Source organism: Enterobacter sp. JBIWA008 (assembly GCF_019968765.1).
In the GTDB taxonomy this organism is placed as follows: domain Bacteria; phylum Pseudomonadota; class Gammaproteobacteria; order Enterobacterales; family Enterobacteriaceae; genus Enterobacter.
Genome location: NZ_CP074152.1, coordinates 1 through 24952 on the forward strand (window position 1 = coordinate 1; position 24952 = coordinate 24952).

At 52.0% G+C, this 24952-nt stretch carries 26 protein-coding genes and 3 pseudogenes; 20 read left to right on the forward strand and 9 right to left on the reverse strand.

All coding sequences use genetic code 11. From position 1 onward, the window contains the following. Both repA and KGP24_RS24365 read left to right on the forward strand, forming a co-directional pair. Positions 1-1014, forward strand: coding sequence for a plasmid replication initiator RepA (gene repA / locus KGP24_RS24360; protein ID WP_181368425.1), 1014 nt, complete (start codon positions 1-3; stop codon positions 1012-1014). An 887-nt stretch (positions 1015-1901) separates the two neighbouring features. Further along, positions 1902-2704: pseudogene (locus KGP24_RS24365) on the forward strand (DUF4225 domain-containing protein). On the opposite strand, the gene KGP24_RS24370 reads toward KGP24_RS24365, so the two are convergent. The 3 genes from KGP24_RS24370 to KGP24_RS24380 form a co-directional block, all read right to left on the reverse strand. Beyond that, positions 2682-3005 carry a hypothetical protein gene (locus KGP24_RS24370; RefSeq protein ID WP_223538127.1) on the reverse strand — a complete coding sequence of 108 codons (324 nt, stop codon included), beginning with the start codon at positions 3003-3005 and terminating at the stop codon, positions 2682-2684. The pseudogene KGP24_RS24365 and the gene KGP24_RS24370 sit on opposite strands and share 23 nt — an antisense overlap. A 14-nt stretch (positions 3006-3019) precedes the next feature. Next, on the reverse strand, positions 3020-3790 hold the full coding sequence (locus tag KGP24_RS24375; protein WP_223563583.1) for a TraX family protein: 771 nt from the start codon (positions 3788-3790) through the stop codon (positions 3020-3022). A gap of 390 nt (positions 3791-4180) precedes the next feature. Continuing rightward, positions 4181-4705, reverse strand: a complete 525-nt coding sequence (locus KGP24_RS24380) for a hypothetical protein (protein ID WP_316045621.1) — start codon at positions 4703-4705, stop codon at positions 4181-4183. A gap of 141 nt (positions 4706-4846) precedes the next feature. Here KGP24_RS24380 and KGP24_RS24385 point away from each other — a divergent pair, with 141 nt between their 5' ends. The 6 genes from KGP24_RS24385 (at position 4847) to KGP24_RS24410 (ending at position 8147) form a co-directional block, all read left to right on the forward strand. Then, positions 4847-5107, forward strand: coding sequence for a type II toxin-antitoxin system ParD family antitoxin (locus KGP24_RS24385; RefSeq protein WP_223563584.1), 261 nt, complete (start codon positions 4847-4849; stop codon positions 5105-5107). After that, on the forward strand, positions 5094-5390 hold the full coding sequence (locus KGP24_RS24390) for a type II toxin-antitoxin system RelE/ParE family toxin (protein WP_223538134.1): 297 nt from the start codon (positions 5094-5096) through the stop codon (positions 5388-5390). Before KGP24_RS24385 ends, KGP24_RS24390 begins: the two co-directional genes overlap by 14 nt. Before the next feature lie 737 nt (positions 5391-6127). Continuing rightward, entirely contained in the window at positions 6128-6457 is a 330-nt protein-coding gene (locus tag KGP24_RS24395) for a hypothetical protein (RefSeq protein WP_223538136.1), read from the forward strand. 54 nt (positions 6458-6511) lie between these two features. Beyond that, the gene (locus KGP24_RS24400; protein WP_223538138.1) at positions 6512-6841 is read left to right on the forward strand and encodes a hypothetical protein; all 330 of its coding nucleotides are present in this window, start codon (positions 6512-6514) and stop codon (positions 6839-6841) included. A 47-nt stretch (positions 6842-6888) separates the two neighbouring features. Continuing rightward, a complete protein-coding gene (locus tag KGP24_RS24405; protein ID WP_161496803.1) occupies positions 6889-7287 on the forward strand; it encodes a hypothetical protein in 399 nt (132 codons plus the stop codon). Positions 7288-7367: 80 nt separating this feature from the next. Beyond that, entirely contained in the window at positions 7368-8147 is a 780-nt protein-coding gene (locus KGP24_RS24410; RefSeq protein ID WP_045890715.1) for a site-specific integrase, read from the forward strand. A 176-nt stretch (positions 8148-8323) separates the two neighbouring features. On the opposite strand, the gene KGP24_RS24415 is transcribed toward KGP24_RS24410, so the two are convergent. Beyond that, positions 8324-8533 (reverse strand): hypothetical protein, encoded by a 210-nt coding sequence (locus KGP24_RS24415; RefSeq protein WP_045890712.1) that lies wholly within the window; start codon positions 8531-8533, stop codon positions 8324-8326. A gap of 219 nt (positions 8534-8752) precedes the next feature. Continuing rightward, a complete protein-coding gene (locus tag KGP24_RS24420) occupies positions 8753-10036 on the reverse strand; it encodes a DUF1173 family protein (protein WP_223563684.1) in 1284 nt (427 codons plus the stop codon). 206 nt (positions 10037-10242) lie between these two features. On the opposite strand from KGP24_RS24420, the gene KGP24_RS24425 reads away from it, so the two are divergent. Next, the gene (locus KGP24_RS24425; protein WP_032300957.1) at positions 10243-10869 is read left to right on the forward strand and encodes a ParA family protein; all 627 of its coding nucleotides are present in this window, start codon (positions 10243-10245) and stop codon (positions 10867-10869) included. A 44-nt stretch (positions 10870-10913) separates the two neighbouring features. After that, on the forward strand, positions 10914-11141 hold the full coding sequence (locus KGP24_RS24430; protein WP_032663682.1) for a hypothetical protein: 228 nt from the start codon (positions 10914-10916) through the stop codon (positions 11139-11141). Positions 11142-11951: 810 nt separating this feature from the next. On the opposite strand, the gene KGP24_RS24435 is transcribed toward KGP24_RS24430, so the two are convergent. The 3 genes from KGP24_RS24435 to umuD form a co-directional block, all read right to left on the reverse strand. Then, positions 11952-12674, reverse strand: a complete 723-nt coding sequence (locus tag KGP24_RS24435) for a replication initiation protein (protein WP_029403849.1) — start codon at positions 12672-12674, stop codon at positions 11952-11954. A gap of 490 nt (positions 12675-13164) precedes the next feature. Next, positions 13165-14436 (reverse strand): Y-family DNA polymerase, encoded by a 1272-nt coding sequence (locus KGP24_RS24440; protein WP_223538143.1) that lies wholly within the window; start codon positions 14434-14436, stop codon positions 13165-13167. Then, positions 14436-14867 carry a translesion error-prone DNA polymerase V autoproteolytic subunit gene (umuD, locus tag KGP24_RS24445; protein WP_045337362.1) on the reverse strand — a complete coding sequence of 144 codons (432 nt, stop codon included), beginning with the start codon at positions 14865-14867 and terminating at the stop codon, positions 14436-14438. The genes KGP24_RS24440 and umuD overlap by 1 nt, the downstream gene beginning before the upstream one ends. 231 nt (positions 14868-15098) lie before the next feature. On the opposite strand from umuD, the gene parM reads away from it, so the two are divergent. The 10 genes and pseudogenes from parM to KGP24_RS24495 all read left to right on the forward strand — a co-directional run bounded on the left by parM (position 15099) and on the right by KGP24_RS24495 (position 23251). Then, complete coding sequence (parM, locus tag KGP24_RS24450; protein ID WP_080336844.1) at positions 15099-16070, forward strand: plasmid segregation protein ParM domain-containing protein; 972 nt, start codon at positions 15099-15101, stop codon at positions 16068-16070. A 2-nt stretch (positions 16071-16072) separates the two neighbouring features. Continuing rightward, entirely contained in the window at positions 16073-16735 is a 663-nt protein-coding gene (locus tag KGP24_RS24455; RefSeq protein WP_223538146.1) for a plasmid partitioning/stability family protein, read from the forward strand. Between the two features lie 3 nt (positions 16736-16738). After that, positions 16739-17002 (forward strand): hypothetical protein, encoded by a 264-nt coding sequence (locus KGP24_RS24460; protein ID WP_058691307.1) that lies wholly within the window; start codon positions 16739-16741, stop codon positions 17000-17002. Between the two features lie 142 nt (positions 17003-17144). Continuing rightward, entirely contained in the window at positions 17145-17516 is a 372-nt protein-coding gene (locus KGP24_RS24465; protein ID WP_223538149.1) for a hypothetical protein, read from the forward strand. A 594-nt stretch (positions 17517-18110) separates the two neighbouring features. Beyond that, positions 18111-18803, forward strand: coding sequence for a DNA methylase (locus KGP24_RS24470; RefSeq protein WP_223563685.1), 693 nt, complete (start codon positions 18111-18113; stop codon positions 18801-18803). Beyond that, positions 18800-19021, forward strand: a complete 222-nt coding sequence (locus KGP24_RS24475) for a hypothetical protein (RefSeq protein WP_013087144.1) — start codon at positions 18800-18802, stop codon at positions 19019-19021. Before KGP24_RS24470 ends, KGP24_RS24475 begins: the two co-directional genes overlap by 4 nt. Positions 19022-19076: 55 nt before the next feature. Further along, the gene (locus KGP24_RS24480) at positions 19077-19499 is read left to right on the forward strand and encodes a DUF1380 family protein (RefSeq protein WP_154878171.1); all 423 of its coding nucleotides are present in this window, start codon (positions 19077-19079) and stop codon (positions 19497-19499) included. A 356-nt stretch (positions 19500-19855) separates the two neighbouring features. Beyond that, positions 19856-20056, forward strand: a pseudogene (locus KGP24_RS24485) (antirestriction protein); the annotation flags it as partial. Between the two features lie 572 nt (positions 20057-20628). Continuing rightward, positions 20629-22131, forward strand: a pseudogene (gene mobF, locus KGP24_RS24490) (MobF family relaxase); the annotation flags it as partial. Between the two features lie 331 nt (positions 22132-22462). After that, positions 22463-23251: a DsbA family protein gene (locus KGP24_RS24495; protein ID WP_223538160.1), complete on the forward strand. Its 789-nt coding sequence runs from the start codon at positions 22463-22465 to the stop codon at positions 23249-23251. Between the two features lie 881 nt (positions 23252-24132). Here KGP24_RS24495 and KGP24_RS24500 read toward each other — a convergent pair. Continuing rightward, the gene (locus tag KGP24_RS24500) at positions 24133-24705 is read right to left on the reverse strand and encodes a hypothetical protein (protein WP_181368474.1); all 573 of its coding nucleotides are present in this window, start codon (positions 24703-24705) and stop codon (positions 24133-24135) included. Between the last annotated feature and the right edge of the window lie 247 nt (positions 24706-24952).

The following is a 24952-nucleotide window of genomic DNA, read 5'->3' on the forward strand; positions in this document are numbered from 1 at the left end:
GTGAATGACAATCAGATTTCTGTTCACTGGTCAGATCTACCGAAAGATGAGCTAACCCGTTTCTGGCAGGATGTCGATGCCGGCACTCAGGGTAATTTCCTCATTGCACCGGTAAAAAAACTGACCCGCCGCAAACGCGGTGAGCATTCTACAAAAGCCAAATGTGAGAACCCGGCCTGGTATCGCCCGGAGCATTATAAAAAGCTCTCCGGACAGCTCGGTCATGCATACAATCGCCTGGTGAAAAAAGACAAAGAAACCGGGCAGGTCAGCCTGCGCATGCATGTTTCTCGTCACCCTCTCTATGTCGCCGGCCGCCGTAAGGCAGGACGTAAATATGGCTTCCGTCCGGAACGTCAGCGCCTGCTAGATGCGCTCTGGCCAGTGCTCATCAGCTTCTGTGATGCCGGCAAGCATACCGTCGGCATGTGTATCTCCCGTCTTGCAAAAGAGCTGAGTGCAAAGGACGCCAAAGGCAATGTCATTCCGGAAACGGAGGTGACGGTGTCACGCCTTTCACGGCTTATTGAGGAACAGGTACGGTTTGGCGTTCTTGGCCTTGTGGAAGAACGCACCTGGGATCGTGAATCCCGCTCCTGGCTGCCAACGTATGTCTATATCACCCCCGTGGGATTTCAGATGCTGGGCGTCGATATGGGCAAGCTGTTTAAAGAGCAGGAGAAGAAGCTCCGCCAGAGCGCCGAGCGTGAGCAGCTGATCCGGGAAGGGGTAATGAGCGAACATGATGATGTTCAACCCCATTGCGCGCGGAAATGCTGGTCCGGCCGTAAGCGCCGGGAGGCACTCGTTTACCGCCGCAAAAAAGGCGCGGAGCGTAAACGTGCCAACAATCTGATTAAGCTGCCGGCAGATGAACGACTCCATGCAATATCTGAATGGATTTACCGCACCCTGCCGCCTGACGAAGCGTACTGGTGCACATCTGAGCGCCTGAAGGCTCTGGCCATCCAGCATCTTTACCAGCTGGATCTGGCGCTTTCTCCACCTGACTAGTCACAGACGAAACAACAGTTTTCTGTTTACAGGCCCCTCTCCGGGGCTTTTCGTGCTGGTTTTTTTCGGCCATTCTGCTCATTTTTCATCCTTTACTCCTTTCTCCTTCCGGTCACTATGACGTTCTGCCGGTCGTTATGGTTCGCAATGGCCATCGTCTCTTTTTTTTACACAGAAATCCGCAAACAAATAAGTGAAGTAACGCGGAAATGAATAAAAGAGATTCCGCAAAACAATCTTACTTCAGCTTTTTTATCTCTCTGTTCATTACATTCCAGAGTAGATCTTTGTCTTCGGCAACTCTGTGGATAACGTAAAATGCCTTCGCATGCAGCGGCCTCACGGCCGCGCGCTCAGAAGGAAATCAAAAGTACCTCCCGTCGCAAGCGCCGGGCACCGTTCTCGCCAGAACCAGGCACCGCATACATACCTGACCCCTGCTAAACCGACGCCGCCCCGGCCCGAAGGGCCGGAACACCCTCGCTTTAAGAGAGATGTTGTAACTAGAAGTAAGAGCTGCTGCAGTTAGCGTCGCGGCAAGCCCGCTATACACGCTCGTAAGCGCCTCACGGCGCTAACGCGGAGATACAGCCCGTCAGCGGCCTCTGGCCTCGACGGGCTCACTCCGACCGCGCACGTCACCATCAGGCGTGGCGGTTACAGGATATGGCTTTGCAGGGTAAGGGATGGGATAGGCAGAATCTTTCAAACCGCAGCGGCTTACGCCGGTCACGGCGCCCATCGGCATTCTCTCCCTGTCTAGCCTCAGCTGGCGCCTCCATGCCGCGATGCGGCATCAGTGAGTTCTGCAGGACAGCGTGCCCATTTTTTGTTGTCAAAATCGTTTCGGGAATATGCTTTCAGAAACAGATAAGCGAGACGATAAAATGGACACGTTGCTTTTACCCGGCCAGAATCCCCGTGCCTGGGCGGAAACCATGATCAACCTGGAGGCCAGGAAACTGGTTAACACGGCAAACACGGTGGCGGCTATGCATCTCCAGGATGGTTTTATCCGGATTCAGTTTGTGGATGAGATCAGGGCATTCATCATGGCCCAGTTTGAGGCCGCACGCCGGGCAAAAACGGATGATGACTGTATGGCCTGTCTGCGTGCCTTACGGGCTGAAAATACCAGCCTGCTGGAGCAGTCCCGATCGCTCAGAACCGGCTATGCAAAACTTTATGCTGAGGTGAAGGTTGTCCGGGACGATAACAAAATTGTGGGCTACATCATTTCAGCGGTCGACGTCGTGGTGGCCGGTGCGGCCATCTTTGGTGGGACGTCATGATGTCCTCAATGACGCCGGTGGGCGTGGTGGCCGGCGCGGTGATTGTCGTAAATGGCTTTAACACGATTTCACGGGAAGCCGCGCACAACCTCCTCGGTGATAAGCAGACGGAGGGAATATTCGCTGACGGCTCGATGGAGATCGCTGAATTTCTTGGCTTCAGCCGGCAGCAGGGGCTGGGGACGTATAAGGCTGTCACACTATTCAGCGAAGTCTACGGCGCGTATGGCCTGAGACTGAAACCCGAAGCACAACGGCTGTGGTACTGGACCAGGCCCGATTTCTTCAGGAAAGTATCCGGAACGCCACGTCCCGCAATGGCGCTTAAAATTGCGGGATGGGGAGTTAAAGCCAAAGTGGCGCTTGATTTACTGACTATTGAACCTTCCGGGAAATAGTCTTCTGCAGGCGGAATGCTTTCCAGCCCAGTACAGGTGGGAAGGTCACCCAGGCAATGATCAGGACAACAAGGGAACTCATGCTCCCGGAAAGAATGTGTGTCCTGCTGCCGGGAATGAGGGTGACCAGCATAACCAGAACCAGCGCGACAGTGATCCATACCGACACCCGGAAGCGCCGTGAGAGCGCATCGATGAGATGCTGCATGGTGCCTCCGCCTGCTGCAAGCCGGCCCTGTAAATTGTCCACTTCGCTTTTGCTGAAACCTGCCTCAAGCAGCTCTTTCTCACTGATAGCCATCACGTCCTCCCTAATCAGGCGAAAGTATACTGTACCATACCAATAATCCCTAGGTGACCGGCGTAAGCATAATAAAAGAAATTACGCGGCATGAAACGTCTGCGGCCCTCCGGACAGATTTGCCTGCAGAATGAAACCCCTGCCAGGGGGAATGCCAGAGTAGGCAGCGTGGCCAGTAATAATGTTTCTGCGGGCATATCCAGGAGATGTGATAACCCGTTTAAACAAATCAGTGACAGCACGGCAGTGATGGCTGCCAGCCGCTGCACTCCGGGTGTATCGCTGCCAGAAACCGTTGCCATACTGATGGCCAGCGTTATTCCTGCCAGCCCGTAACTTGCCGGCTGCAGGGGCCAAATCATAAGGGCCAGGAGCAGATACCCGGCAAGCATTCCTTTCCGGCCGTGCCGGTACTGCAGGGCAAGCAGCTGCGTGACGCCTGCAAACACGAACAGAATGTTCAGGGCCCACCAGGGCTGTTGATTTTGGAAGGCCAGGCTGAACACCGGCTGCGTTATGACTGCCCAGATCCACAGACGATAGGCTCTCTTCTGCAGTCGTTCCGGGGTACGCTGTACGTTCATAGCCCATATAAGCGTGAACAGGGGGAAGGCCATCCGGCCAAGCGCATACATCACCGGCAAGGCTGACGACAGAAACACCGTATTGGTGTGGTCGATAATCATGGCCAGAAGTGCGAGAAGTTTGACCATATCGAGTGCAGCGGGACTGAGCTGGCTGGCGTTCCGGATAGCGGGAAGAACGTCGGGTAATGAATGATTCATGCTGTATATTCCCCTGGCGACACGCGGTTAACAGCCAGCCCTGAACATAATGCCAGAATGCCCTGCCGGTTTGCGTTGTGACCCTGACCCTGAGTTTCTCCAGAATCTTGCGCACCGCAAATTCTGATTTATCACGCAGCACGCGCATTGCACCTGCCACATCCTTATTCTGAATACAGATATTTAAAATATGAAAATCGTTCATGACACTCCCTTCCTTACTATATATATCGGCAAAGATATTGATATATTTAAATTAAGGAGTGTAATTGTTTATTATTTTACCATAGTTTGTAGGAGCAGCTTTTTATAATTATAAAACATGCTGCTGCAAAATAACTTCATATACATCTCAACCTAAACCTAAACCTAAACCTAAACCTAAACCGATTATTCCTGGCTGATATCCGAAGAGGGAGCAGGATGAAGCTTTGCATAATCTTCTCGAAGCGATTTTGCCGCGGGTTTCCAGGCTTTAGCCCACTCATCATCCATTCTTCCTACACCAACAAACTTCAGTGCGACAGCATAGGGAGTGCGCCCTTGCTGTTTTGAAAGCCACAGGATGTGATCATCAATTCTGTCATCAGGTATATCGTCGATAATGGAATGGATAACATCGAGGTCCTCTGCCAGCCACGGCTTTCCAGTTCGGGGAAACACCAGGTCCGGTTCGCGCGGTTTCTTTACCTTCTCGTTTTTGGCGATCTGTCTGGCTTCTTTCTCCGCAGAAATGAGTCGTAGTCGCTCCTTAAGCCCACCCAGTGTGGCAACCGTTTTAGTTAAATTTTCTCGCTGTTCGCGAGTAATACTTTGCTCATCACAGATCAGGTCGTTCAGGGTATCGATGAGTGCATCCACCCGATTTTCTGTTAATTTCATTTCCAGTTCTCGCTTAAGGCTACAACTCAGCATTCTATTAGATATCTATCTGATTTCGCATCCGTGTTGATCTCATAAATGCAGCCCATAGTCTCGATCACTGAGCATGGAAGCCTGATGCTAAAATGATATACTGATGTAAGAACAAATCTTACATAATGAAACGGAGGGGTTATGGCCCGTACAATGACGGTGGACGTGGGTGATGAGCTGCGTGAATTTATCGATTCCCTGGTTAAGGCCGGTGATTACCGTACCCAGAGCGAGGTCATGCGTGACGCGCTGCGTCTGCTGCGCGAGAAGCAGGCCGAATCGCGCCTTCAGGAACTGCGCGATCTGCTGGCCGAAGGGATCAGCAGCGGCGAGCCGAAACCATGGAACAAGGATGCCTTCCTGAATAATGTCAGGGCCAGGGTGGCAAATGAAAGAGATTGAGCTGACACCGAAAGCTGAAGAAGATCTGGAAGCAATCTGGGACTACAGCTTCCGACAGTTCGGGATTGTTCAGGCGGATGCGTATATCGGGCGTATAGCCGCAGTGTTAGATGTGCTGGCCATGCATGATATCGGCACGCATCGCGCAGAGCTGGGAGAGGATATCTGCTCGCTGCCGGTGGAACAGCACATGATCTATTTTGTGTCATCACATTCGATGGTTACGATCATACGTATTCTCAGCCAGTCTCAGGATACGGCGCGGCATGAACCCTGGAGATAACTGAATAGATAGAATGGCAATTAAATCAAATACTTAGTTCGTGTAATCTATCTTATGTTAAATAACCTCCATAGGTCTTTTACTTCATGGTTCACTCGTGCGGCCACAGAAACAAGCATGCTTTGCAGTTTTATATACCTCCCTTTTTTCACGTGCACACCTCACCCACCTCAGGATTGTCATAGCCTGTTGCGCCGTCTGGATAAGTTCCGAGCCGAGTATACCGAGATCACCATCAATCTCACCTGCTACTTTTAATGCCGATTGACCGCGGTGGTTTATGAGGCCTTCCTAAGATGCCTCTGTGCCTTCCCCTCAAGTTTCATCGATCTGTACATTTATCCTTCTTCTCGCAGCGAAGATCCGATGTCTGGTGGTTCCGGATCTTCACTCCCCGCCCCGGCGACCAGCGGCCACCGCAGGCCATATCTTGTGGTCAATTTCGCTTTCCTTGCGGGATGACACACCATATATTGTGTCTGACATTTCCCCTCACCCTCACATGCTCCACACCAGAAAACGCCGCTTTGCTTATTCTCTAATCATGGTACACTTCCGGAAATCGTGAAATAACGGAAAAGTCGGATCACCATGAAACGGCCATCCGGTAATTTAACACCGTTGTTATATGGCTGCTTATTATCAGGTAAGTGATTTTTACTATAAGCGATAATGAGAAGTGCAATAAATTACGTCAGGGAAAGATAGTTGCAGGTTGGGACTATTAGCGAGGAATTATGTATCCGGGAATAGAAAATGTATGGGGGGCGCTCACTGGCACCTTCAAGCATAAACATTTGTGGCTGGATTACAGAATCTGGCCATCGAAGTACCAGACAAATTTGAGGGCAACAAATTTCCCCGGGCAACCGGTGATTGTCACCGGCCCTGGATTGACTATTGCTGAATGGCTGCCTGGCTACAACTGCTGGTTCCTTGCTGACCTGTCTCAAACAGCAAGAACCGCATTCCATGAACAGTCCGATGAAATTTATCTTTGCCCGCCTTCTGATACTTATCTAGATCACAACAGTATTTATAGTGGTCTCATTTTCATGGGACTGTAACTGGTATTAAGGGAAAAATAATGGCTGGCGGGATTTCTCAATAGAGGAAGGGTTATGTGTGATTTATGCAGGGCGGACAGGAATTACTTCCATACGCCGGAATGTGTGTATGACCAGCTGGTCAGTGAGTACCCTGTGATGTGGCTGCGGGACTCGACCCGGATAGGCGCCTGCTACACCCTCCGTGAGCTGCTGTCGCCGGAAGGGATAGTGCTGGCCATACAGAACGCGCCTCCCGTGACGGGATGGCGGCTGCGTATGCGGTATAACGAGGCCACAGATGAAGAGATCGACCCGCAGCGCGGGGACTGTACCGAGCTGATCTCCAGGACGGACGCCCTGCTTGCCTTCCGGTCGCTGCAGGATGATACCGCGTCAGCTTAGACGATCGGACAACGCAACAACCCTTAACCCGGTTAACAGGAAACCAGATGAACAGAACCGATGATGAACCACAGACAGGAACGGACGAGATGGCCACCGCATTGCGCACCATGCGAAAGTACGGCAGTAATATCATCAACGTTACGCAGTTTATGGATACTAATGCTTACGTGAAATCCGATCCGCGGATGCCGAGAGCGCGGCTGCGTCGTTACCTGGGACAGTACGGCCTGCGCGGTGAGGCGCTGAGCACGGAGGTCAGACGTATCGTCGCTGGCCCTGAGCGACCGGATAACACGCTGAAAGCCGGAATCTTCTATACGTGGCCCTATGGCTGGGAGCCTGCGGATTTCACGCCGATGATGCGACGTATCTTTCGCGGAAAGCGTACCCGTCACCTGATGATGTTTGATGAACTGCCTCAGTTGTTTGGCAAATTAGGATAAGCCGGAGTGAACCGGGAAATAATGGCTGCGCAGGCAGCCGGTGAGCTCGTAGAGCAGCTGCATGACAATAGAGGCATAAAATGATGCCAGCACTGCCAGGCCATACCGGGGCTTTTTCCTCTGCTCAGTTGCCGGTGGCCATCGATTACCCGGCCGCGCTGGCACTGCGCCAGATGGCGCTCGTTCAGGACGAACTGCCGAAATATCTGCTGGCACCGGAAGTAAGTGCCCTGCTCCACTATGTACCCGATCTCCACCGCAAGATGTTGCTGGCCACTCTCTGGAATACCGGCGCGCGCATTAACGAAGCGCTGGCCCTGACACGGAGTGATTTTTCGCTGGCACCGCCCTACCCGTTCGTGCAGCTGGCCACGCTCAAACAGCGTGCGGAGAAAGCGGCCCGAACGGCCGGCCGTGCTCCGGCCGGTAGCCTGCCTCATCGTATCGTTCCGCTTTCCGATCCGCAGTATGCCCGCCAGCTGGAAATGATGGTGGCCACCCTGAAAATTCCGCTGGAGCGCCGTAATAAACGCACCGGCAGAACTGAGAAGGCACGCATCTGGGAAATCACCGACAGGACGGTCCGGACCTGGATAAGTGAAGCCGTTGATGCGGCTGCAGCCGACGGGGTGACGTTTTCGGTGCCGGTCACCCCGCACACGTTCCGGCACAGCTACGGGATGCACATGCTGTATGCCGGCATCCCGCTGAAGGTGCTGCAGAGCCTGATGGGACACAAGTCGATTAGCTCAACGGAAGTTTATACGAAGGTGTTTGCGCTCGATGTGGCTGCACGTCACCGGGTGCAGTTCCAGATGCCGGGCGATGAGGCGGTGGCCATGTTGAAGGGTAACTTTTAAGTAGTCAGTTTATATCTAATGTTACAAGCTGGCGCGCCCTTAGTTTTTTTTAAGAAACAGATAATAGGCAATTATTCCAGCACCTATATATACAAGTGCATAAAAGAGAAAGTTATTCATTTAAATCACCATTAAAATATGGCCGCATTCGCGGCCAAAGATAAAAGCTAGTAGAACTAGTTATACCTGATTTGAGAGTTAAGCACTTCTTCAATCTCATCAGATGAGATTGTGTCAATGGTGACGTCATTTTCATGCTTACAGCGCCAGCAAGTAAATTTAGCAGCGTAGGTGTAAGAGGTTAAATTGTTTTCAACTACGCCATTGTAATAACTATCAATATCTGGGTCATTATTGGCATCACACTTCTCACATAAAATTCCCATTTTATATCCTTTAAATCAAATAGTTACAGGTGATAGACTGCTACATCAGAACATCATTTCAACTATTAGGCGGAACGCGTGAACCAGGTCATGTCACCTATCACTCATATGGTATCAATCCTGCGTTTTGCCAGCCAGTAGAACAGGACGGCAACACCTTCCCAAATGAAGTAATGTTGCGGGAATGTGCACTCTTGAGAGGCAGTAGCACATCAATCATTATTTAATGATATCATGATACAATGATTTCATTTTCTTGGGTAAAAGCGATTCGATACTGTCTACAGATGTTCGAGTTGCATCCCATGATAACCAACCAGTTTCGCCATAATTTGCGTTGTACCATCTTTCCTTTACTATCCGATGCTCCTGATAATCAGGAGTATTCATCCCCCATATTTCCACAGGGATAGGTAAATGGTTATCTGTAGAAACATCAGTGAGGCAAAAATCCGCGAGATATTCATGAGTGGATGAATCATAACGTAAGGGTTTGTAAAACGATCGCTCCAGCTCGAACAGCTTTTGTTCAAACGCCCCTTCATTCAATGAATCAAGCGGTATGTAGCGATCACTTACCATCATCAGGGCCAGCTGTCTCACCTGGGCTGATTTTGCGCCAGGAACATCCGTAACAGCTATTACAAATACCTTCATACCTTTTATCCAGCCATTCACCGCAATTGGAAATCTGTCTAACGCAGACTTCCATCTGGCATCATCAAGTCCCAGAAAAGGCATGCCGGAAAAGTCACGTACAGGAAGTCGATTTAATCCATCCATGTAACTTTCAGAGAACTTTGCAAGCTCAGCAATAACTACAAGACGTTGTTTATTAACTTTCGCACGTTCGACAGTCATGCTGTTTCTTCTGCTATCGCTGGAGTTCGTGTAGGCCGGAGTGAGCAGAACGTCAGATAACTTTGTTTTGCCTGCTTCTATCTTTTCTGCCTGCTTAAACAAGTGATAACCCAGTTTGGTGGATGAACGCATACCGTCCATTTTAGGTACCCATGTGTTATAGCTGGTTGTCTCCCAGAGAAAATGTAGAAGACCAAGAATAGAAACAGTGTCGCGTTTATTGTTCCGTGAAGCATCACCAGAACGCAGAGAACTATCTATGGGACTTGACGGACCGGTTACCTGCAACGGGTAATCAAGCTTAATATTGATTGTTCCATCCGGCTTCTCTTTCAATGCGTCCTGTGTATAACACCCCTGCGGCCCTTCAGGACTGAGGCTACTATAGAATCTGCAGTCCTCTCTGTGTTTTATACCCGTGAGTGGGAATCGAGCTAAATGATGTTTCTCCACTCTGAGCCTCACAGAGAGTGGCAATTCTTTACCCGTACATAAGCAAGCGGCATATGAATTACAGTCTCGCGACTTTTTAAGAGCCACCTGGAACGGTGTCGTATTCGATGAATCATCCTGCCTGTCGCCACCAAAATAAGCAGGCGCAGAGTTATCTCCAAAGTAGATTTTCAATGTGTACTGTTTCATAAACTATCCTCGCGCACTTAATCATGAAATCATTACATCATGCTTTCATTGTTTGATAATGTATTACTATCAGTCAGTTACGTAAATCACGCTATAATTATATCATTAAATCATGATTTCATCTTGTTAAGTTGTTCGATTTTGGGCAATATGAGAAGTGGGATGTATGTGTTTAATGAAATCATGATTTAATGAAGGTGGTATATATGGGAAAGGTTATATCGATCGTTGGTCAGAAAGGCGGAGGTTCAAAAAGTACCAAAGCCAGAACACTTGCTGTTGGGTTTACTGAAGCTGGATGGAAGACTCATCTGGCGGACATAGACACGAAGCAACAAACCTCTCTGAAGTGGACAGAACGACGCGAGAACAATGGTCTAAGCCAAATTGACTGCGCTCTTTACCGCCGGGTAGATACAGCTGTCAAAATGAAAGATAGCTGCCATTTGCTTATCATCGATGGTCGTCCTGCAGCAGAGACAACATCACTGGATGTGGCTGATGAATCTGATCTCGTTATCATAACCACTGGGACCACAATTGATGATCTGGAACCCTCTCTGGAACTTGCCCGCGAATTGATTAAAAAGGGCATTGAGAAAAGCAAAATCGTATTCATTGTCGCAAAGTCACCATCTCAGTCACAGGGCGAAAAAGCTCAGGAGACTATCAAGGCGTGGGGCTTCAAAGTTCTCAATACAATCATTCCATTCAAAACCAGTTACGGTGAGGCTCTGGATGCGGGGCGTGCCCTCCATGAAACTCCTTTCAAATCCTTAAACGAAACAGCAAAACAAATGATCGAAGAAATTCATGATATCATTAATTCATGATAGCATGATTTAAAGATTTCATTATTTTGGATATGAGGAGTTCTATGAAAGCCCCAGGAAAATCAATAAAACTTGCGCCTCCTAAGGAGGATGAGCCAACTCTGGATGTTACCGGAAAGGGAGCTGCGCCGGATTCGTCGGTTAAACCTATCCAAATCAAAGTGCCGGTATCTAAGCATAAAGAGATGAAAGCTTACGCGGCAGAACAGGGAATATCGATGACAGATATGCTCCTTGCAGGATATGAAATGTATCGCAATAAAATGAAATGATGAAATCATGATTTCATTTCCAGGTTAACCACTCAGACCCCCGCCTTCATGAAAGGATGAAATCATTATTTCATCCTTTCATCTAAGTATATGCACTCTAATCGCCTGTCACCTCGCTTACTAAAAAGTACAAAGCAACTTAATGATTGCATGAAAGCATGAAAGCATGAAAGCATGACTTCATGCTTTTTTTTAATGGCTGCTACAGATTTTCTTATCTAGTCATATCTCTTTGCCGCACAGCTGGGACTCAAGATTAATCTTTGCAGACTCCGGCCGCAGATCATTCAGCCATAGAATCGGTGTTCTATGGGAAACAGGTCAACTTTGTAGCCCCCCGGAATATGGGAAACAGGTCAACTACACAGACATCCCGGAATATGGGAAACAGGTCAACTTTGCGGACGGCCCGTAATGTGGGAAACAGGTCAACTTCGCAGACGGCCCGGACTGTGGGAAGCAGGTCAACTTCGCAGACGGCCCGGACTGTGGGAAACACATCAACTTCGCAGGCGGCACGAACTGTGGGAAACAGGTCAACTTCGCAGATGGCCCGCATTGTGGGAAACAGGTCAACTTCGCAGACGGCCCGGACTGTGGGAAACACATCAACTTCGCAGACGGCACGAACCGTGGGAAACAGGTCAACTTAATAACTGGCCGGGACTGTGGGAAAGAAGTCAACTTAGAGGGCAGCCCGAACAGTGGGAAACAGGTCAAGTTCGGCATGTAATGTGGGAAATACAGCAAGTTTAGTATCCCCCCAAAAGTAATAAACAGTCCAAGGGGGGATATAGGATAAATTTCAGATTATTGTTTTTTATCAAGAAAATTAAACAGTAAGCGACCATCTTCTTCGGTTGTATAACTTACCTTTAAGGGCGTCTTCTCATTAATTTTCTTCAGCGCAGGTTCCAGGAAGGTACGTTTCATTTCCGCAATATTGTTCTTCTGCGAGGTTGGAAGCATAAACCTTTCACATAACCAGTCATGTGTGGTGATCCAGACACCAGTGCTCCGGAACTGACACAGGCTTTCATAAAGCCGGATGACACGAACACTATTGAGCTGGCCGCAGTCATAGAGAGAATAGGTTGTGAACTGGGAGGTTAAGCCAACAAGGAATGGCATGACCTTGTAGTTAAACTCAATCTGCCAGGAACCCCGGCCTCTCTTCATTCCTGCTTCAGCAAGCCAAGGACGTTTAACTTCTTCAAACTCACCTTCTTTTGGATAGAAGGTAACCGTTGATTCGCCCAAAGCATTTACCCCAGCCTTTACATCACGACTGGCGACAGACGTAGCGACATTGAAGTATTTGACGTAATCGGAAACGCTAATTTTGAAGAGAGGTAATACGTCAGAATCATCATCCTGACTGTCGTTGAAATAGGCCTGCATAAGGCATAACCACAGCACACGTTTTGCCTGAAGAGGCAAGTAATATGCGGCTTCGGTCAATTCGTTAGATTGCTTTATACTGGCGCGTTTTTTAAACGTTTTAGTAGCTGGCAAGAGTGCTTGAGTATCCATTCCAAGGCCTATGGGTAAATTATTATTCACCCATAATGACAGTGAAAACAGAAATTGCAAGCTATCACGTTACTTATCCACCGGGAAAATATGCAATTTATCCACAAGTGGATAATTGAGATCTAAACTTGACCTGTTTCCCATAGCTTGTTGATGCATATCCCATAGCTTGTTGCTATGGAACCCACAGATACGTGATTAATTACCCATAATATGTTAACCAGTTGCCCATAATGAACTCCTCTCAGGGCGCGCTGCATGCGGCTTTCAGGCTCCCTAAAAGGAGTAAAATAAAGAAAAAAGAATTAAAAAAGACTTTATAAAAATATGTCCGTGGATAAGTGGATAAACCTGAAAGAGCGAACCATTAGACTCCGAGCGTAAGCAGAACTTGTCCGTGCAGTTCCCTGGTGCTTCCTCGCTCACTCGCGGGCTTCGCCCTGTCGTTCGGCTGCGGCGAGCACTACTGGCTCTCTCTGAAAGGCGTAATTTAACCGATCCTCGCTATGGGGATATCTTTCCAGCGGGTAGTGTACGCAGGGGAGAGCATATCGCGTTTCATTTGCCATGCAGGCGCAATCCCTCGTCCTGCAAACCAGACCTGTCCCAGACCGGAATGATTAATGCCATCGAGAACCTTCATCAGCTCAGCGCTGTGAGGACGTGGCGGACGTTCGTCGAACAGCTGCAGCTTCGAAACGCCGGAGCCGGTGAAGTCATTCAGCATTACACCGGCTTTGGCATACCGGTGCCCATCCTTCCAGATACGCTCCAGAGCCGTTGTGGCGGCCGCAATAATGTCCCGGGTATCCTGAGTGGGAGTAAGCAGTTTCTCCGTGGCCACGTTGCCGTAGTAAGGCTCTTTAACGGCGAACGGGGACGTTTTGATGAAAACGGAAATATGCCGGCAGTACTGGCGCTCTTTCCGCAGCTTTTCAGAGGCCCGCTCTGCGTACTGACAGACAGCCTGGCGGAGCGAATCGTATTCAGTGACTTTCTCGCCAAAACTGCGGCTGCAGACAATCTGTTGTTTCGTAGGCGGGGCTTCCTCAAGCGACATGCAGCTTTCCCCGTTCAGTTCGCGCACCGTTCGCTCGAGAACGACGGAGAAATTTTTCCGGATGAAGGCCGGGTTCGTCAGGGCCAGATCTAGCGCGGTCCTGATGCCAAGAAGATTGAGCTTGCGTGCAATACGGTTTCCCACGCCCCAGATCTCTTCGACCGGCTGTAGTGAAAGCAGTTTCCGCGTTCGCTGAGGATTCCCCCTGGTCAGGGCGAGCACGCCACGAAACTGTTTCCACTCCTTTGAGGCCCACTGGGCTGATTTTGCCAGGGGTTTGGTCGGACCGGCACCCACGCCGATGGTCAGACGGGTACAGTCATACACGTGCTGGCGCAGCTGCCGGCCAAAGTCCTCCAGGTCCATGCAGTGCTCAACGCCGGTCAGGTCGAGGAACATCTCGTCAATCGAATACTGTTCCACCCTGGGGGCCAGCTCCTCCAGGCAGTTCATGACGCGCGCTGACATCGAGGCATAAAGTTCATAGTTGCTTGAAAACGCGTATATTTTTTCCGGGTACTTTTCGTTTTTCATCTGAAACCACGGCGTGCCCATTTTGATCCAGGGCTTTGCCTCGGCACTTCTTGCGATGACGCAGCCATCGTTATTACTGAGCACCACAACCGGCTTTCCTTTCAAATCAGGGCGGAAAACACGTTCGCAGCTGGCATAAAAGCTGTTCACATCGGCCAGGGCAAACATCAGTACATCTCCCTCGGGCGGTGGATGATGTGCGTGACGACGCCAAAGATATCCAGATCGTCCGGGTCGGGATAAATCGGCGACCAGGCGGCGTTCATTGGCTGCAGCGTCAGTCGTGGCGTCAGCAGAAGCCGTTTAACCGTAAACTCCCCCTGCACGCTGGCCACAACAATATCGCCGTGCCGGGGCTTCTCTGCACTGTCCACAACCAGCAGATCGCCATTGTAAAGGCTGCCGTCGGACATGCTGTCACCGCTGGCACGGAGATAGTAAGTCGCGCTCGGGTGCCGTATGCAGTAATCATGGAGATCCAGGTCGGACTCGACATAGTCAGCGGCAGGGCTGGGAAAACCGCAGCTGGCCAGGTCTGCAAACAACGGATGGGCCTGTGGCGGGAGTGCTTTCCCGGTGCTGAAAAGCTGCAGTTTCATCTTTCCTCCTGACGTCTAAATATACTGGTTATGCATACAGTATATTTAACAGCGCGAGGATAATCCAGATCACCAGCTTCATGAACAGGGTGAGTAACCTAAGTTACTCAAAATGCTATTTATTCTCATTGTGAGATATTTAAATTACTCACAATGAGAAATAAGGCTTTTGTTTTGCCATTTTGCTCTTATAATATGTATCAAATTGAGTTTAATTAACGGAGCATAATGATGAATATTTACTGCGATGATGGTTCAACTAATGTTAAGCTGGCATGGTTTGAAGGAAACGAGCTGCAGACCCGGGTTTCAGCTAACTCCTTCCGGCATGGCTGGAAAGTGGCGGAATTCAGTGCCGCAACGTTCAACTATCAGGTGGGCACGCTGAAATACACCTGGGACAGCGTCAGCCGGGATGCCATCCCGACGACAAACGTGGAATACCAGTACGGTGATCTCAACCTGCTGGCCGTGCATCATGCCCTGCTGAACAGCGGACTTGAGCCGCAGCCGGTGAGCCTGACCGTGACGCTGCCCCTGAGCGAGTATTATGACGGGGACTGCCAGCGGAACGAGGAGAACATCCGACGCAAACGGGAAAACCTGATGCGTGAGCTGGTTCTGAATAAGGGCAGGGCATTTACCGTAACGGACGTGAAGGTGATGCCGGAATCACTGCCGGCGGCGTTCTCCCGTCTCGCCGAGCTGAAGCCCGGACCCGCTGAGACCACACTGATTATCGATCTCGGCGGAACCACGCTCGATGCCGGCGTGATTGTCGGACAGTTTGATGATATCAGTGCGGTACACGGCAATCCGTCTGTCGGCGTGTCACAGGTCACCCGCGCAGCTGCAGGCGCGCTGCGGGCTGCAGACAGCGAAACCAGCGCGCTTATTGCTGACACGGTCATCCGCAACCGCAATGATCGTCAGTATCTGCAGCGAGTGATCAACGATGCCGGAAAAATTGACGATGTTCTGAACAAAATTACAGAGGCAATCACTTCCCTGGGCGCGCGTGTCACCAGTGAGCTGACGGCCTTCAGGAACGTTAACCGGGTATTCCTGGTCGGGGGAGGGGCATCCCTCATTGAAGAGGCTATCCGTCAGGCCTGGCCTCTGGCTCCTGACCGTATCGAGGTTATAGGCGATCCGCAGCTGGCGCTGGCCAGAGAGATTGCCCTTTACAATAAAGAGGACTAAACGTGCCGGACGGCCAGTATTCTTTCTATCTTCACAGCGACGATCGCACCGACATCGCGGCGATGGCGACCATCAGCACCATCTCACAGCCCCTGCGCGGTGACTTCATCCGGACCGCCGCCACCGCCGGGGCGGTGATGTACCAGACGGATGCCCGTTTACCGGCGCTGATCCCGGTGTTCTTTGACGGGCATCTGAGCGCCATCCGGCTTTGTGCCGTGATGGCCCTGGTCTCCGGCACCTGGTCTTCACTCTCAGGACTTCCTGATGAGCCTGATGGTGGCGTGGCGGCTCTGGCCATGTCACCGGAGACGGAATACCAGCGCCGGCGTTACACCCTGACGCTTCAGGATGACCGGAGCAGTGAACGGGTTGAGCGTGTGCTGACGGGCGTGTCATCCCGCCTGCGCGGAGAGCTGCTGAGAAACCTGATTATCACCGGTCTGGCCCTGCATACGACCGCACCGGAGCTGCCGCGTCTGCTGGCCAGCATGCCGGTACCGCCCGGCACGGTCAGCGAGCTGCAGGTTCTGGTTCAGCAGATGGCCGGTACGGCTGACGTGAGTATGGCTGCAGTGCCGGAGAAACCAACAGAGCCTGCCGCACCGGTATCCGGTGAAGCGACCAGGATAAAGAAAAATATGCAACGGGCGTTCGGAGACTAAAACATGTCAGTGATTAAACAGAAGGCAGAGCAGTGCATTCATAACTTTCTGCGTGCCCGGAACGTGCCTGAATCTCAGTGGCCGGATCTGGTCAAAAAGACCGGCAGGGGAATGATACTGGCAGGCGTGGCCGTTGTGGTTCCCGGCGTTCTGGTTGATAACATCTCCCTGCCGGTGACAATTGCGATGCAGGTCTGCTACGCCTCACTGATCGGCCTCGGGGTTCTCCTGGCGTTTGACGATAAAAAGCCGAAGAACCGATCCTGACAGGAACATCATTCAGAATGGTAACCAGACAGCCCGGGAGGGACTGATGCAAAAGGTTAAGAGAGCGGGGGGGACGCTAGGGGAGGCCAGCAAGCTGTTGAACTGTCAGGAAAAAATGAGATGAACACAATGAGGAGGACAAATGAAGTGTAATACTGCAATTTTGTTTGTGGCGCTCACACTGGCAATACCCGGTGCGGTGAATGCCGGAGGTTCATATCTGGTTCTTAACCAGCAAAAGCAAAAGGAACGTGAAGACCAGTTCGAAGCCGTGGAACGTAATGCTTTGGCTCAGCCAGATGCATGGAAAGCATATCTACAGGTGTCTGACGCAGTGCCTGCTGATGCCCCCATCATGCTGCAAAACCGCTACCGCAGCCTCGCCATTTCACTGGCACTGAAGGCTGCAATGGCCTGTTCCCCAGACGCTCTCAAGCTCCTCGGGCGTAACGACGTGATAGAGTTTCGCGTACTCCGATCATCGTTAGTCTCAGCCTGCAAAACAGCTAAATAAGTTTCGTGCCAGCTGCCCACTTCCAGATTCCAATCTTCGGCTGGCATTCTCTCAATCCTGTAAGGGGCGCTGAAAAAAAGGACACCATCCGGGGAGGGGTGTCCTGAAGCCATGCAATTCGTTACAGGTGAAAACCCTTAAGATGTTTTCAGCGCTGATAATCACACAATCACTTCACACTTTCACCTGCCATATATCCGACTCAAAAAAAAGACGTCTCCGGTCGGGGACGTCCTGAAATCAAAGGCACACATGTAAGATAACGGCGCGAATCCATTATCAGTGTGCATTCTGCCATACCCTGTCTGACTCATCAGCTACCAGAACCGGTAACAAAGGATGTCGGTTCCCTCCGCCTTATTGCCGCCAGCCGGCGGCGTGTTCAACGCCGTGCCTTCACGCTAACCCGGCCGCTGTGGTCGCAAGGGTTCACGTTGTCTCCGTCCTCACCCGTTCGCACCTTTCACGGTGCATTCAGCCCGTGAAAGGCTTGCGCTGCGGCTTGCGGCGTCGCCCCTGCGCCCTCCGCTTTTCGCCGGGTTTTTGTGGCGGCACGGCGCAAGAGGGTGCCGCATATCAGAGAGGAGTGTGTCTATGTCCCGTTTTATTCTGGGTGACTGCGTGCAGGTGATGTCCCGTTTTCCGGCGCGTGCCGTCGATTTTATTCTTACCGATCCACCGTACCTGGTTGGCTATAAGGACCGTACCGGCCGCACCCTGGCCGGGGACAACTCTGCCGAATGGCTCCAGCCCGCCTGTCATGAAATGTACCGCGTGCTGAAAAATGACGGCCTGATGGTGAGTTTCTATGCCTGGAACCGCGCGGATCTGTTTCTTAATGCGTGGAAAACGGCCGGTTTCCGGGTGGTTGGCCATATCGTCTTTGCCAAGAGCTACGCCTCAAAATCGACGTTCGTGGGTTACACCCATGAGAGTGCCTACCTGCTGGCAAAGGGAAGGCCGCAAACCCCGGACCGTCCCATCCCGGACGTGATCCCCTGGAAATACACGGGCAACCGACATCACCCGACGGAGAAGCCGGTGCAGAGCCTGCGGCCGCTGATTGAATCGCTCACGCGTCCGGGGGCTATTGTCCTTGACCCGTTCGCCGGCAGCGGCTCCACCTGCGTGGCCGCCGCCGAAGCCAGCCGCCGCTATATCGGGATCGAGATGCTTGAGCAGTACCACGCCGCCAGCGTTCGACGTCTGGCACAGGTTGAACGGGCAAGAAGGATGCCGGCGGCCAATGACGGCGCGTTTTACCCCGACTATCCGGAGGCGGCATGAACTACCCGGGCCTTGAACACCTGCGCGCGGACGTGGCCGCGCTCAGCAATGCCATGTGTGACGTGCGGATGCTGCTGAACCGCCTCGAATCGCAGCACCGGCACGACGCGGCAACGCTTACCGAACGTATGGCTGCGCAGACTCTGCGCCGGATCAACACCCTGCTTCTTGAAGCCTACCGCGAAGCCCTGGTGCTGGACGAAACCTTTCAGGACTGACTGACCCTGCCGGGCTGATGCCCGGCCTGTAGCCCCTTACAAGAGAGAACAAACGATGTACGGAACCCGCGAAGAACTTTGTGTACAGCTTGAAAACATGTTCACGTTTGACGAACCCCTGGTCCTGCTGGTCTGGACGGAAGAGGGGATTAGCGTGGCCTGCCGTGAAGCCCAGCCAGAACCGGACGGGGCTGAAATCCGGAATCTGATGAAGGCGATCGGCGAAATGAAAATGACGCAATACCGCCAGGAGGGGGTAAATAATCTGACTGTCAGCGATCTCCTGGCCCGTCAGCGGGAAGTGGCAAACCGTCAGGTGAGTGTTCCGGCGGTACTCCTGTCCCGCGTTCTGCGTAACTATGAATGTGAGCTGGAAAACCGGATCGGTATGGCCTGGGAAGCCGGGCGGCAGGAGCCTGAATCCGTCAGGAATGAGCTGAAGGACGTTCACGCATTACAGGAGACGCTGGCCGCGTAAGGGAAAGAGCCGGGGTAACGCCCCGGCAACCGGTGGACATCCACAGCGAAAAGGATGTCAGTGCCTTCCGCTTCTATCCGCCGCTGCCCTCCGGGCCACGTCGGGACAATGAAACTCCCCTGAAGCTCCGTGCGGTGACGGCATGCGCCGTGACTTCACTGTAGCCCGGCCGCATCGGCCACAAGGGTTCGCTGACGCCTCCGTCCTCACCCGTTCGCACCCTTCACGGTGCATTCAGCCCGTGAAGGCTTTGCGCTGCGGCTTGCGGCGTCGCCCCTGTGTCCTCCGCTTTTCGCCGGTCTGTCGTGTCGTCACGGCGATGCCGGAACCGAGAATATGTTAACCGTGGAGGATCTATGAACCAGACCGTGACCTGTGATGCTGTTCGTCTTGAGGGTGCGCAGCGCCTGACTTTCCTGCCTGATTTGTTTGGCGGCGATTTTATGACGTCCGAGGCATCCGTGTACGCCTATGCCCAGCGTTACTGCCCTGAGTATCAGGGGGGATTCTGGCAGTTTTACCGGCTGCCGGAAGGCGGCGGATATATGGCGCCTGACGTGGAGAGCCTGACCCTGTGCAATCCGGACAGGGAGCCCGTCACATCGCGAACAGCGCCTGTGGTTACGCAAGTCGTAACTGAAAATCACAGCACGGTGACAGACACTGTCACCGAAGACAAAAAAGAGAACGTCGTTTCACTTCGGTCTTCTCCTCCTTCAGTAACTCGTCAAAAAGAGACTGCGCCCCTCAAACCGGAAATACCTGCAGCACTGCAAAAAATCCGCAGCAGAACCCAGCTGGATGCTCCCTCCGAGCCAGCTGCAGTCGGCGCACTGGGGATGCTGAAACGGCGGCTCAATACCGGAGCCACCTCAGGCGGAGGCGAAGATCAGGCCAGCGAGAATGCGGGCGAATCAATGAACCTGGATATGAAGGTGACGGCACTGCCTGACGGCGGCCTGAGTCTGACGACGGCAGGGAAGTCAGTGACACCGCAGACCCAGGATGAAGCCCACAGCACCCACCGTCAGCTGGCGCAGGAAGAAGAGAACATTTTACTTCACCGTCACGCGGACGACCCGGGTTACGACGAAAACGACCATCACTATTACGAGAGAGAGCATGACCTATGATGTCTGTCGCCCCAGTAGCGTCAGCCGGTGAGGCTGCAGGCTACTACAGCAATTCCGATAACTACTATTTTCTGGGGAGCCTGCAGAGTCTCTGGATGGGGGAAGGTACAAAAGAGCTGGGTCTTGAGGGCAATGTTCGTGGCGATGATCTGACGGCCGTGCTCGAGGGCCGCCTGCCGGACGGCTCACGGCTTGGCAAGGAGGTTAACGGACAGCACGTCCACCGCCCCGGCCATGACCTGACTTTTTCCGCCCCCAAAAGCGTGTCCATTCTGGCACTCATCGGCAACGATAAAGAAATGGTGGAAGCACATAACCATGCCGTCCGCGTGGCGGCCGGCTATGTGGAGAAGCTCATCTCGGCCCGCGACACGAAAGACGGCGTTACGTCCATCGTACACACCGGCAAGATGGTGGCGGCCGCCTATACGCATGATACCTCGCGCAATCTTGATCCGCAGCTGCACACCCATCTCCTGATTGCCAACATGACGGAGTATGCGGGCAAATGGAAAGCTCTGGCCACGGACTATATCCATAACGCCGGCTTTATCGAAACCGTCATGAAGCACCAGGTCACCCTCGGGAAAATCTATCGCAGCGCGCTGCGCGAGCGGGTTGAAGCGCTCGGCCATGAAGTGGAAGAAGTAGGCAAGCATGGGATGTGGGAGATCAAGGGCGTTCCGGAAGAAGTCAGGGACGAATATTCATCACGGGGCCGGGAAATTCAGGGGGCCGTGGGGGCTGAAGCCACGCTGCGCAGCCGGGATGTGGCCGCCAAAGACACCCGCAGGGCGAAAGTTGACCCTTCACGGATGCGCCTGATGGAGCGCTGGCTGGGCCAGATGAAGGAGAAGGGATTTGACCTGAAGGCGTATCAGGAGAGCGTGGTGCCGCGTGATGCAGGTCTTCGTGAGACCGCGCCTCAGCCGGAGCGAGGTCACCAGGCTAAGCCGGTTCCAGCCGGGCCTGAACAGGCTTCTCTGCAGACGTCGTCCACGGCAGAAAAGAGCGTCGACACACCTGCTCAACCCGCAGAACGGGAGAGCCAGTCCCGTCAGCCAGTACCACAACAGACTGACACGCTGAGTCAGCCGGCACAGACCGGTCCCGAAAAGACACCGGCGACCAGGAGCTTACCTGCCGCGCAGCTGGACACTGAAATACCCCGTCCGGAACTGACTGAGGCTGTCCGGCTGGCCATCTCGCAGCTCAGCGACAGTAAAACGCGCTTCACCTTTGGCGAGCTGATGATGACCACCGCTGAGCTGAGTGAACGGCTGCCGGAGATTAAGGATATTCGTGTGGCCATTGATGCAGCGCTGAAGGACGGCATGATTGTGCCGCTGGACAGTGAGAAAGGGGTTTTCACCTCCCGTATTCACCTGCTGGATGAACTCTCGATCCAGGCGCTGAGTCAGGAGCATCTCAAATCCACAAAAGTCGTCAGTTTCACCCGCCCGGCGCAGTACGCGCCGGCGGCGCTTGAAGTTGTGGAGGCCGTGCTGAACGGACTCACCGATGGCCAGAAAAAGGCGACCAACCCGGATGCGGATGTGATCGCCAGGGTCAGAGGTGAGGAAAACACCGATGGACAGGAAATAAAAGCCGCTGCAGGCGTCAGAAGCGAGCTGGAAGGTGCTGACAAGACCGCTGGTGAACAGTCGCGGGCATCGCGTGTGATTGCAGATCTGGCAAACGCTGAACGAGACATGCTCAGGGCGGCAGAAAATACTGAACGCGGCCGCATGCCGGAGCGTGAAGAACAGACCCTCACTCGAACCATTCAGAAAGAACGTTAATCCCCCTTTTAATCATGAGAATCAGGCTATGAAAGCAAACAAATTAGCAGCATTAATAGTTACAACATACATTGGCTTTATTTCAATGGTACACGCTTCGGCCCCTCAGCCCTTATTCAGCCCGGAGCAGGAGGCACGTATCGGCGAAATCGCTGCTGACTACCTGGTGTCGCACCCGGAGATACTGGTGACGGTCAGTGGTAAGCTGCAGGAACAGCAGGAGACACGTAAGCAGAAGATGTTTGCACTCAGCGTGATGGAGAATCAGGCGAACCTTCTGCATGATCCGGACACCCCGGCTTACGGGCCTGATAATGCAAAGGTCGCGGTGATTGAATTCTTTGATTACCAGTGCGTGTTCTGCAGCCGCTTCGCGCCGGAGCTGGAGAAGGTCATGAAAGCGCAGCCTGACGTCCGCTACCTCTTTAAGGAGTGGCCAATATTTGGTGGTCGCTGGGAAGCTTCACTTCAGGCTGCACAGCAGGGGCTGACGGTCTGGCAACAGAAAGGGCCGCAGGCCTATGTCACCTATCACAATGCCATCTACGCCACCGGCCATAATGAAGGCAAACTGACGGCGCAGGATATTCACGGAGCAGCGGCGAAGGCGGGACTGGCCGCCCCAGCTCCTGGCGACCATACCGCGTCCCTTGAGAAAAACAGTAACCTGGCAGAGGCGCTGGGACTCACCGGAACGCCGGGGATCATCGTCATGCCCGTTAGTGGGGCGACTCCCGACACCATCACGGTTTTCCCGGAAGCCGTTACCGCTGAAAGACTCCAGGCAGCAATCCGGAAAGCCTCACGCGCACAGTGACCCCGATCCTGTAGATTGTCTCCCGCCAGAGACTGATCTTCAGATTCCGCGCGTAAATGCCATCTTCCCGTTCCGTTCTCCTGCGCTTCCTCGATCAGGCCTGCCGGCCTGATACTGGGGCGAGCGCTGCCGGTTATAGTCCCTTAAGGACAATTAAGGTTAAGTTTGGAAGCCCGACGCGAGCATGAAAGTGTGGACGGAAAACTACCGGCCATCCAGCTGTTCCAAACCACCCCGGTTCAGAAGTAGAAGCAGGATAACCGGCAAGGCTCACTTTAACTGAAGTAAACCAGTGACGCCATTTCAGACTAAATACTAATCTTTTATCACTCAATCTTATGGGACATTGAACTTAAATGTCGTGAACCACAGCGAAACAGTACATGGATGAGCTAGGTATAGTTAGTATGTGATTTTTTGCAAAAAGTGCTTTCCACGCATTTTACGCATAAAAATTTTTATATGGTTTAAACGCCGTAGAAAGCTCTCAGAGCGATTTTCTGTCTTTTGTAACGGGAATCTTGTTTTACAACTGATGTTGTTTCCTAGAGCCACTGGTTGCAAATACAAGCATAATACAAAGCATTCATGGAACAATGATGTTTAATGAACAGCAGTGAATAGCTATGAATAGGAGTGAGCTTGCGGGGAGTTGTTAGCCACAATAGTATAGTAATCATCAATACTAACCAGACAGCTATTCGTTATGGGTTGGATGGTGTATTGAGACCGGATGGTTACAGGGTTTCAGGTAACTGAATCGCATCCCGCAGCCAGCGATGGTTCGGCCAGTTCCGAAGTAATTGCGACCTGCCCCGTTCATTGATTCGTCATTGATTCGTCATTGAATGGCTGAGGCCCCCGAAAGGGGGCCGCCTCTTTCAACGTCTGTCCTTCCGCCTGTTGCTTGCCTCTTTGGGTTTACCCGAGTTCCGTGGTTTTTTGTCTGTATCCATAGCCACTTTGAACAAACTTAATGGCTTATTAGGTATGACTACCCCAGGAGCTCCAGGGCCTGTACGAACGAAGAATGCTGACAAGATATGCATCCTCAGCAAGCGGTTCTCTTTAAAAAACGCCACACAAATTTTATAGGGCTCTACCTGTTGGGTGGCGCTGTTCATCATATGCAATGTGAAATACTTCTCAACATCGGTGTGATAAAGCGACATTGTTGGGAGGTTTACGAGGATATTGCGGATCTGTTTCGATGCTTCATAACGTTCCAGGCAGATGTTTTTCTCTTCCCTACCATCTTTGTAGAGAACGGGTATATTGTATGCCGTCTCCTCTTTTGCAAAACAGTGAAGCCCATAAGTTACTACGAACGTATAAGTGGCTTTTTCACCTTTGAAGGTGACTTCATGTGCATCAAGATGAGACAGAGAGAACGTGTTTCCACCATGCTCGAAGGGTGGCCAACTCTGAACGGAATCAATATGATATTTTGCCACTTTACGCCTCGTCCATGTACTAATTGCATTCTATCACCGTTCCAAAACATCCGGTAATTTGTATTTCCAAACAACAATAAGCCATTGATTTAAATAATTTTTTGTAAAGTGAAATACTTGTTTTGACTTAGTGTCAGTGGATTTATGGTTACAGTTAATGGAATAGTTCGTAACAGGGGGAGTATTCTTTCATCTCCGCAAAGTAAGGAGATGCTATGAAACCTCAAGACTCCAGCTAAGAGGTAAT

Excerpts from the sequence above, each read along its gene's own strand:
- KGP24_RS24370 (WP_223538127.1), bottom strand. The coding sequence starts at position 3,005 with ATGGCTATCAGTGAGAAAGAGCTGCTTGAGGCAGGTTTCAGCAAAAGC.
- KGP24_RS24375 (WP_223563583.1), bottom strand. The coding sequence starts at position 3,790 with ATGAATCATTCATTACCCGACGTTCTTCCCGCTATCCGGAACGCCAGC.
- KGP24_RS24380 (WP_316045621.1), bottom strand. The coding sequence starts at position 4,705 with ATGCTGAGTTGTAGCCTTAAGCGAGAACTGGAAATGAAATTAACAGAA.
- KGP24_RS24385 (WP_223563584.1), top strand. The coding sequence starts at position 4,847 with ATGGCCCGTACAATGACGGTGGACGTGGGTGATGAGCTGCGTGAATTT.
- KGP24_RS24390 (WP_223538134.1), top strand. The coding sequence starts at position 5,094 with ATGAAAGAGATTGAGCTGACACCGAAAGCTGAAGAAGATCTGGAAGCA.
- KGP24_RS24395 (WP_223538136.1), top strand. The coding sequence starts at position 6,128 with ATGTATCCGGGAATAGAAAATGTATGGGGGGCGCTCACTGGCACCTTC.
- KGP24_RS24400 (WP_223538138.1), top strand. The coding sequence starts at position 6,512 with ATGTGTGATTTATGCAGGGCGGACAGGAATTACTTCCATACGCCGGAA.
- KGP24_RS24405 (WP_161496803.1), top strand. The coding sequence starts at position 6,889 with ATGAACAGAACCGATGATGAACCACAGACAGGAACGGACGAGATGGCC.
- KGP24_RS24410 (WP_045890715.1), top strand. The coding sequence starts at position 7,368 with ATGATGCCAGCACTGCCAGGCCATACCGGGGCTTTTTCCTCTGCTCAG.
- KGP24_RS24415 (WP_045890712.1), bottom strand. The coding sequence starts at position 8,533 with ATGGGAATTTTATGTGAGAAGTGTGATGCCAATAATGACCCAGATATT.
- KGP24_RS24420 (WP_223563684.1), bottom strand. The coding sequence starts at position 10,036 with ATGAAACAGTACACATTGAAAATCTACTTTGGAGATAACTCTGCGCCT.
- KGP24_RS24425 (WP_032300957.1), top strand. The coding sequence starts at position 10,243 with ATGGGAAAGGTTATATCGATCGTTGGTCAGAAAGGCGGAGGTTCAAAA.
- KGP24_RS24430 (WP_032663682.1), top strand. The coding sequence starts at position 10,914 with ATGAAAGCCCCAGGAAAATCAATAAAACTTGCGCCTCCTAAGGAGGAT.
- KGP24_RS24435 (WP_029403849.1), bottom strand. The coding sequence starts at position 12,674 with ATGGATACTCAAGCACTCTTGCCAGCTACTAAAACGTTTAAAAAACGC.
- KGP24_RS24440 (WP_223538143.1), bottom strand. The coding sequence starts at position 14,436 with ATGTTTGCCCTGGCCGATGTGAACAGCTTTTATGCCAGCTGCGAACGT.
- umuD (WP_045337362.1), bottom strand. The coding sequence starts at position 14,867 with ATGAAACTGCAGCTTTTCAGCACCGGGAAAGCACTCCCGCCACAGGCC.
- parM (WP_080336844.1), top strand. The coding sequence starts at position 15,099 with ATGAATATTTACTGCGATGATGGTTCAACTAATGTTAAGCTGGCATGG.
- KGP24_RS24460 (WP_058691307.1), top strand. The coding sequence starts at position 16,739 with ATGTCAGTGATTAAACAGAAGGCAGAGCAGTGCATTCATAACTTTCTG.
- KGP24_RS24465 (WP_223538149.1), top strand. The coding sequence starts at position 17,145 with ATGAAGTGTAATACTGCAATTTTGTTTGTGGCGCTCACACTGGCAATA.
- KGP24_RS24470 (WP_223563685.1), top strand. The coding sequence starts at position 18,111 with ATGTCCCGTTTTATTCTGGGTGACTGCGTGCAGGTGATGTCCCGTTTT.
- KGP24_RS24475 (WP_013087144.1), top strand. The coding sequence starts at position 18,800 with ATGAACTACCCGGGCCTTGAACACCTGCGCGCGGACGTGGCCGCGCTC.
- KGP24_RS24480 (WP_154878171.1), top strand. The coding sequence starts at position 19,077 with ATGTACGGAACCCGCGAAGAACTTTGTGTACAGCTTGAAAACATGTTC.
- KGP24_RS24495 (WP_223538160.1), top strand. The coding sequence starts at position 22,463 with ATGAAAGCAAACAAATTAGCAGCATTAATAGTTACAACATACATTGGC.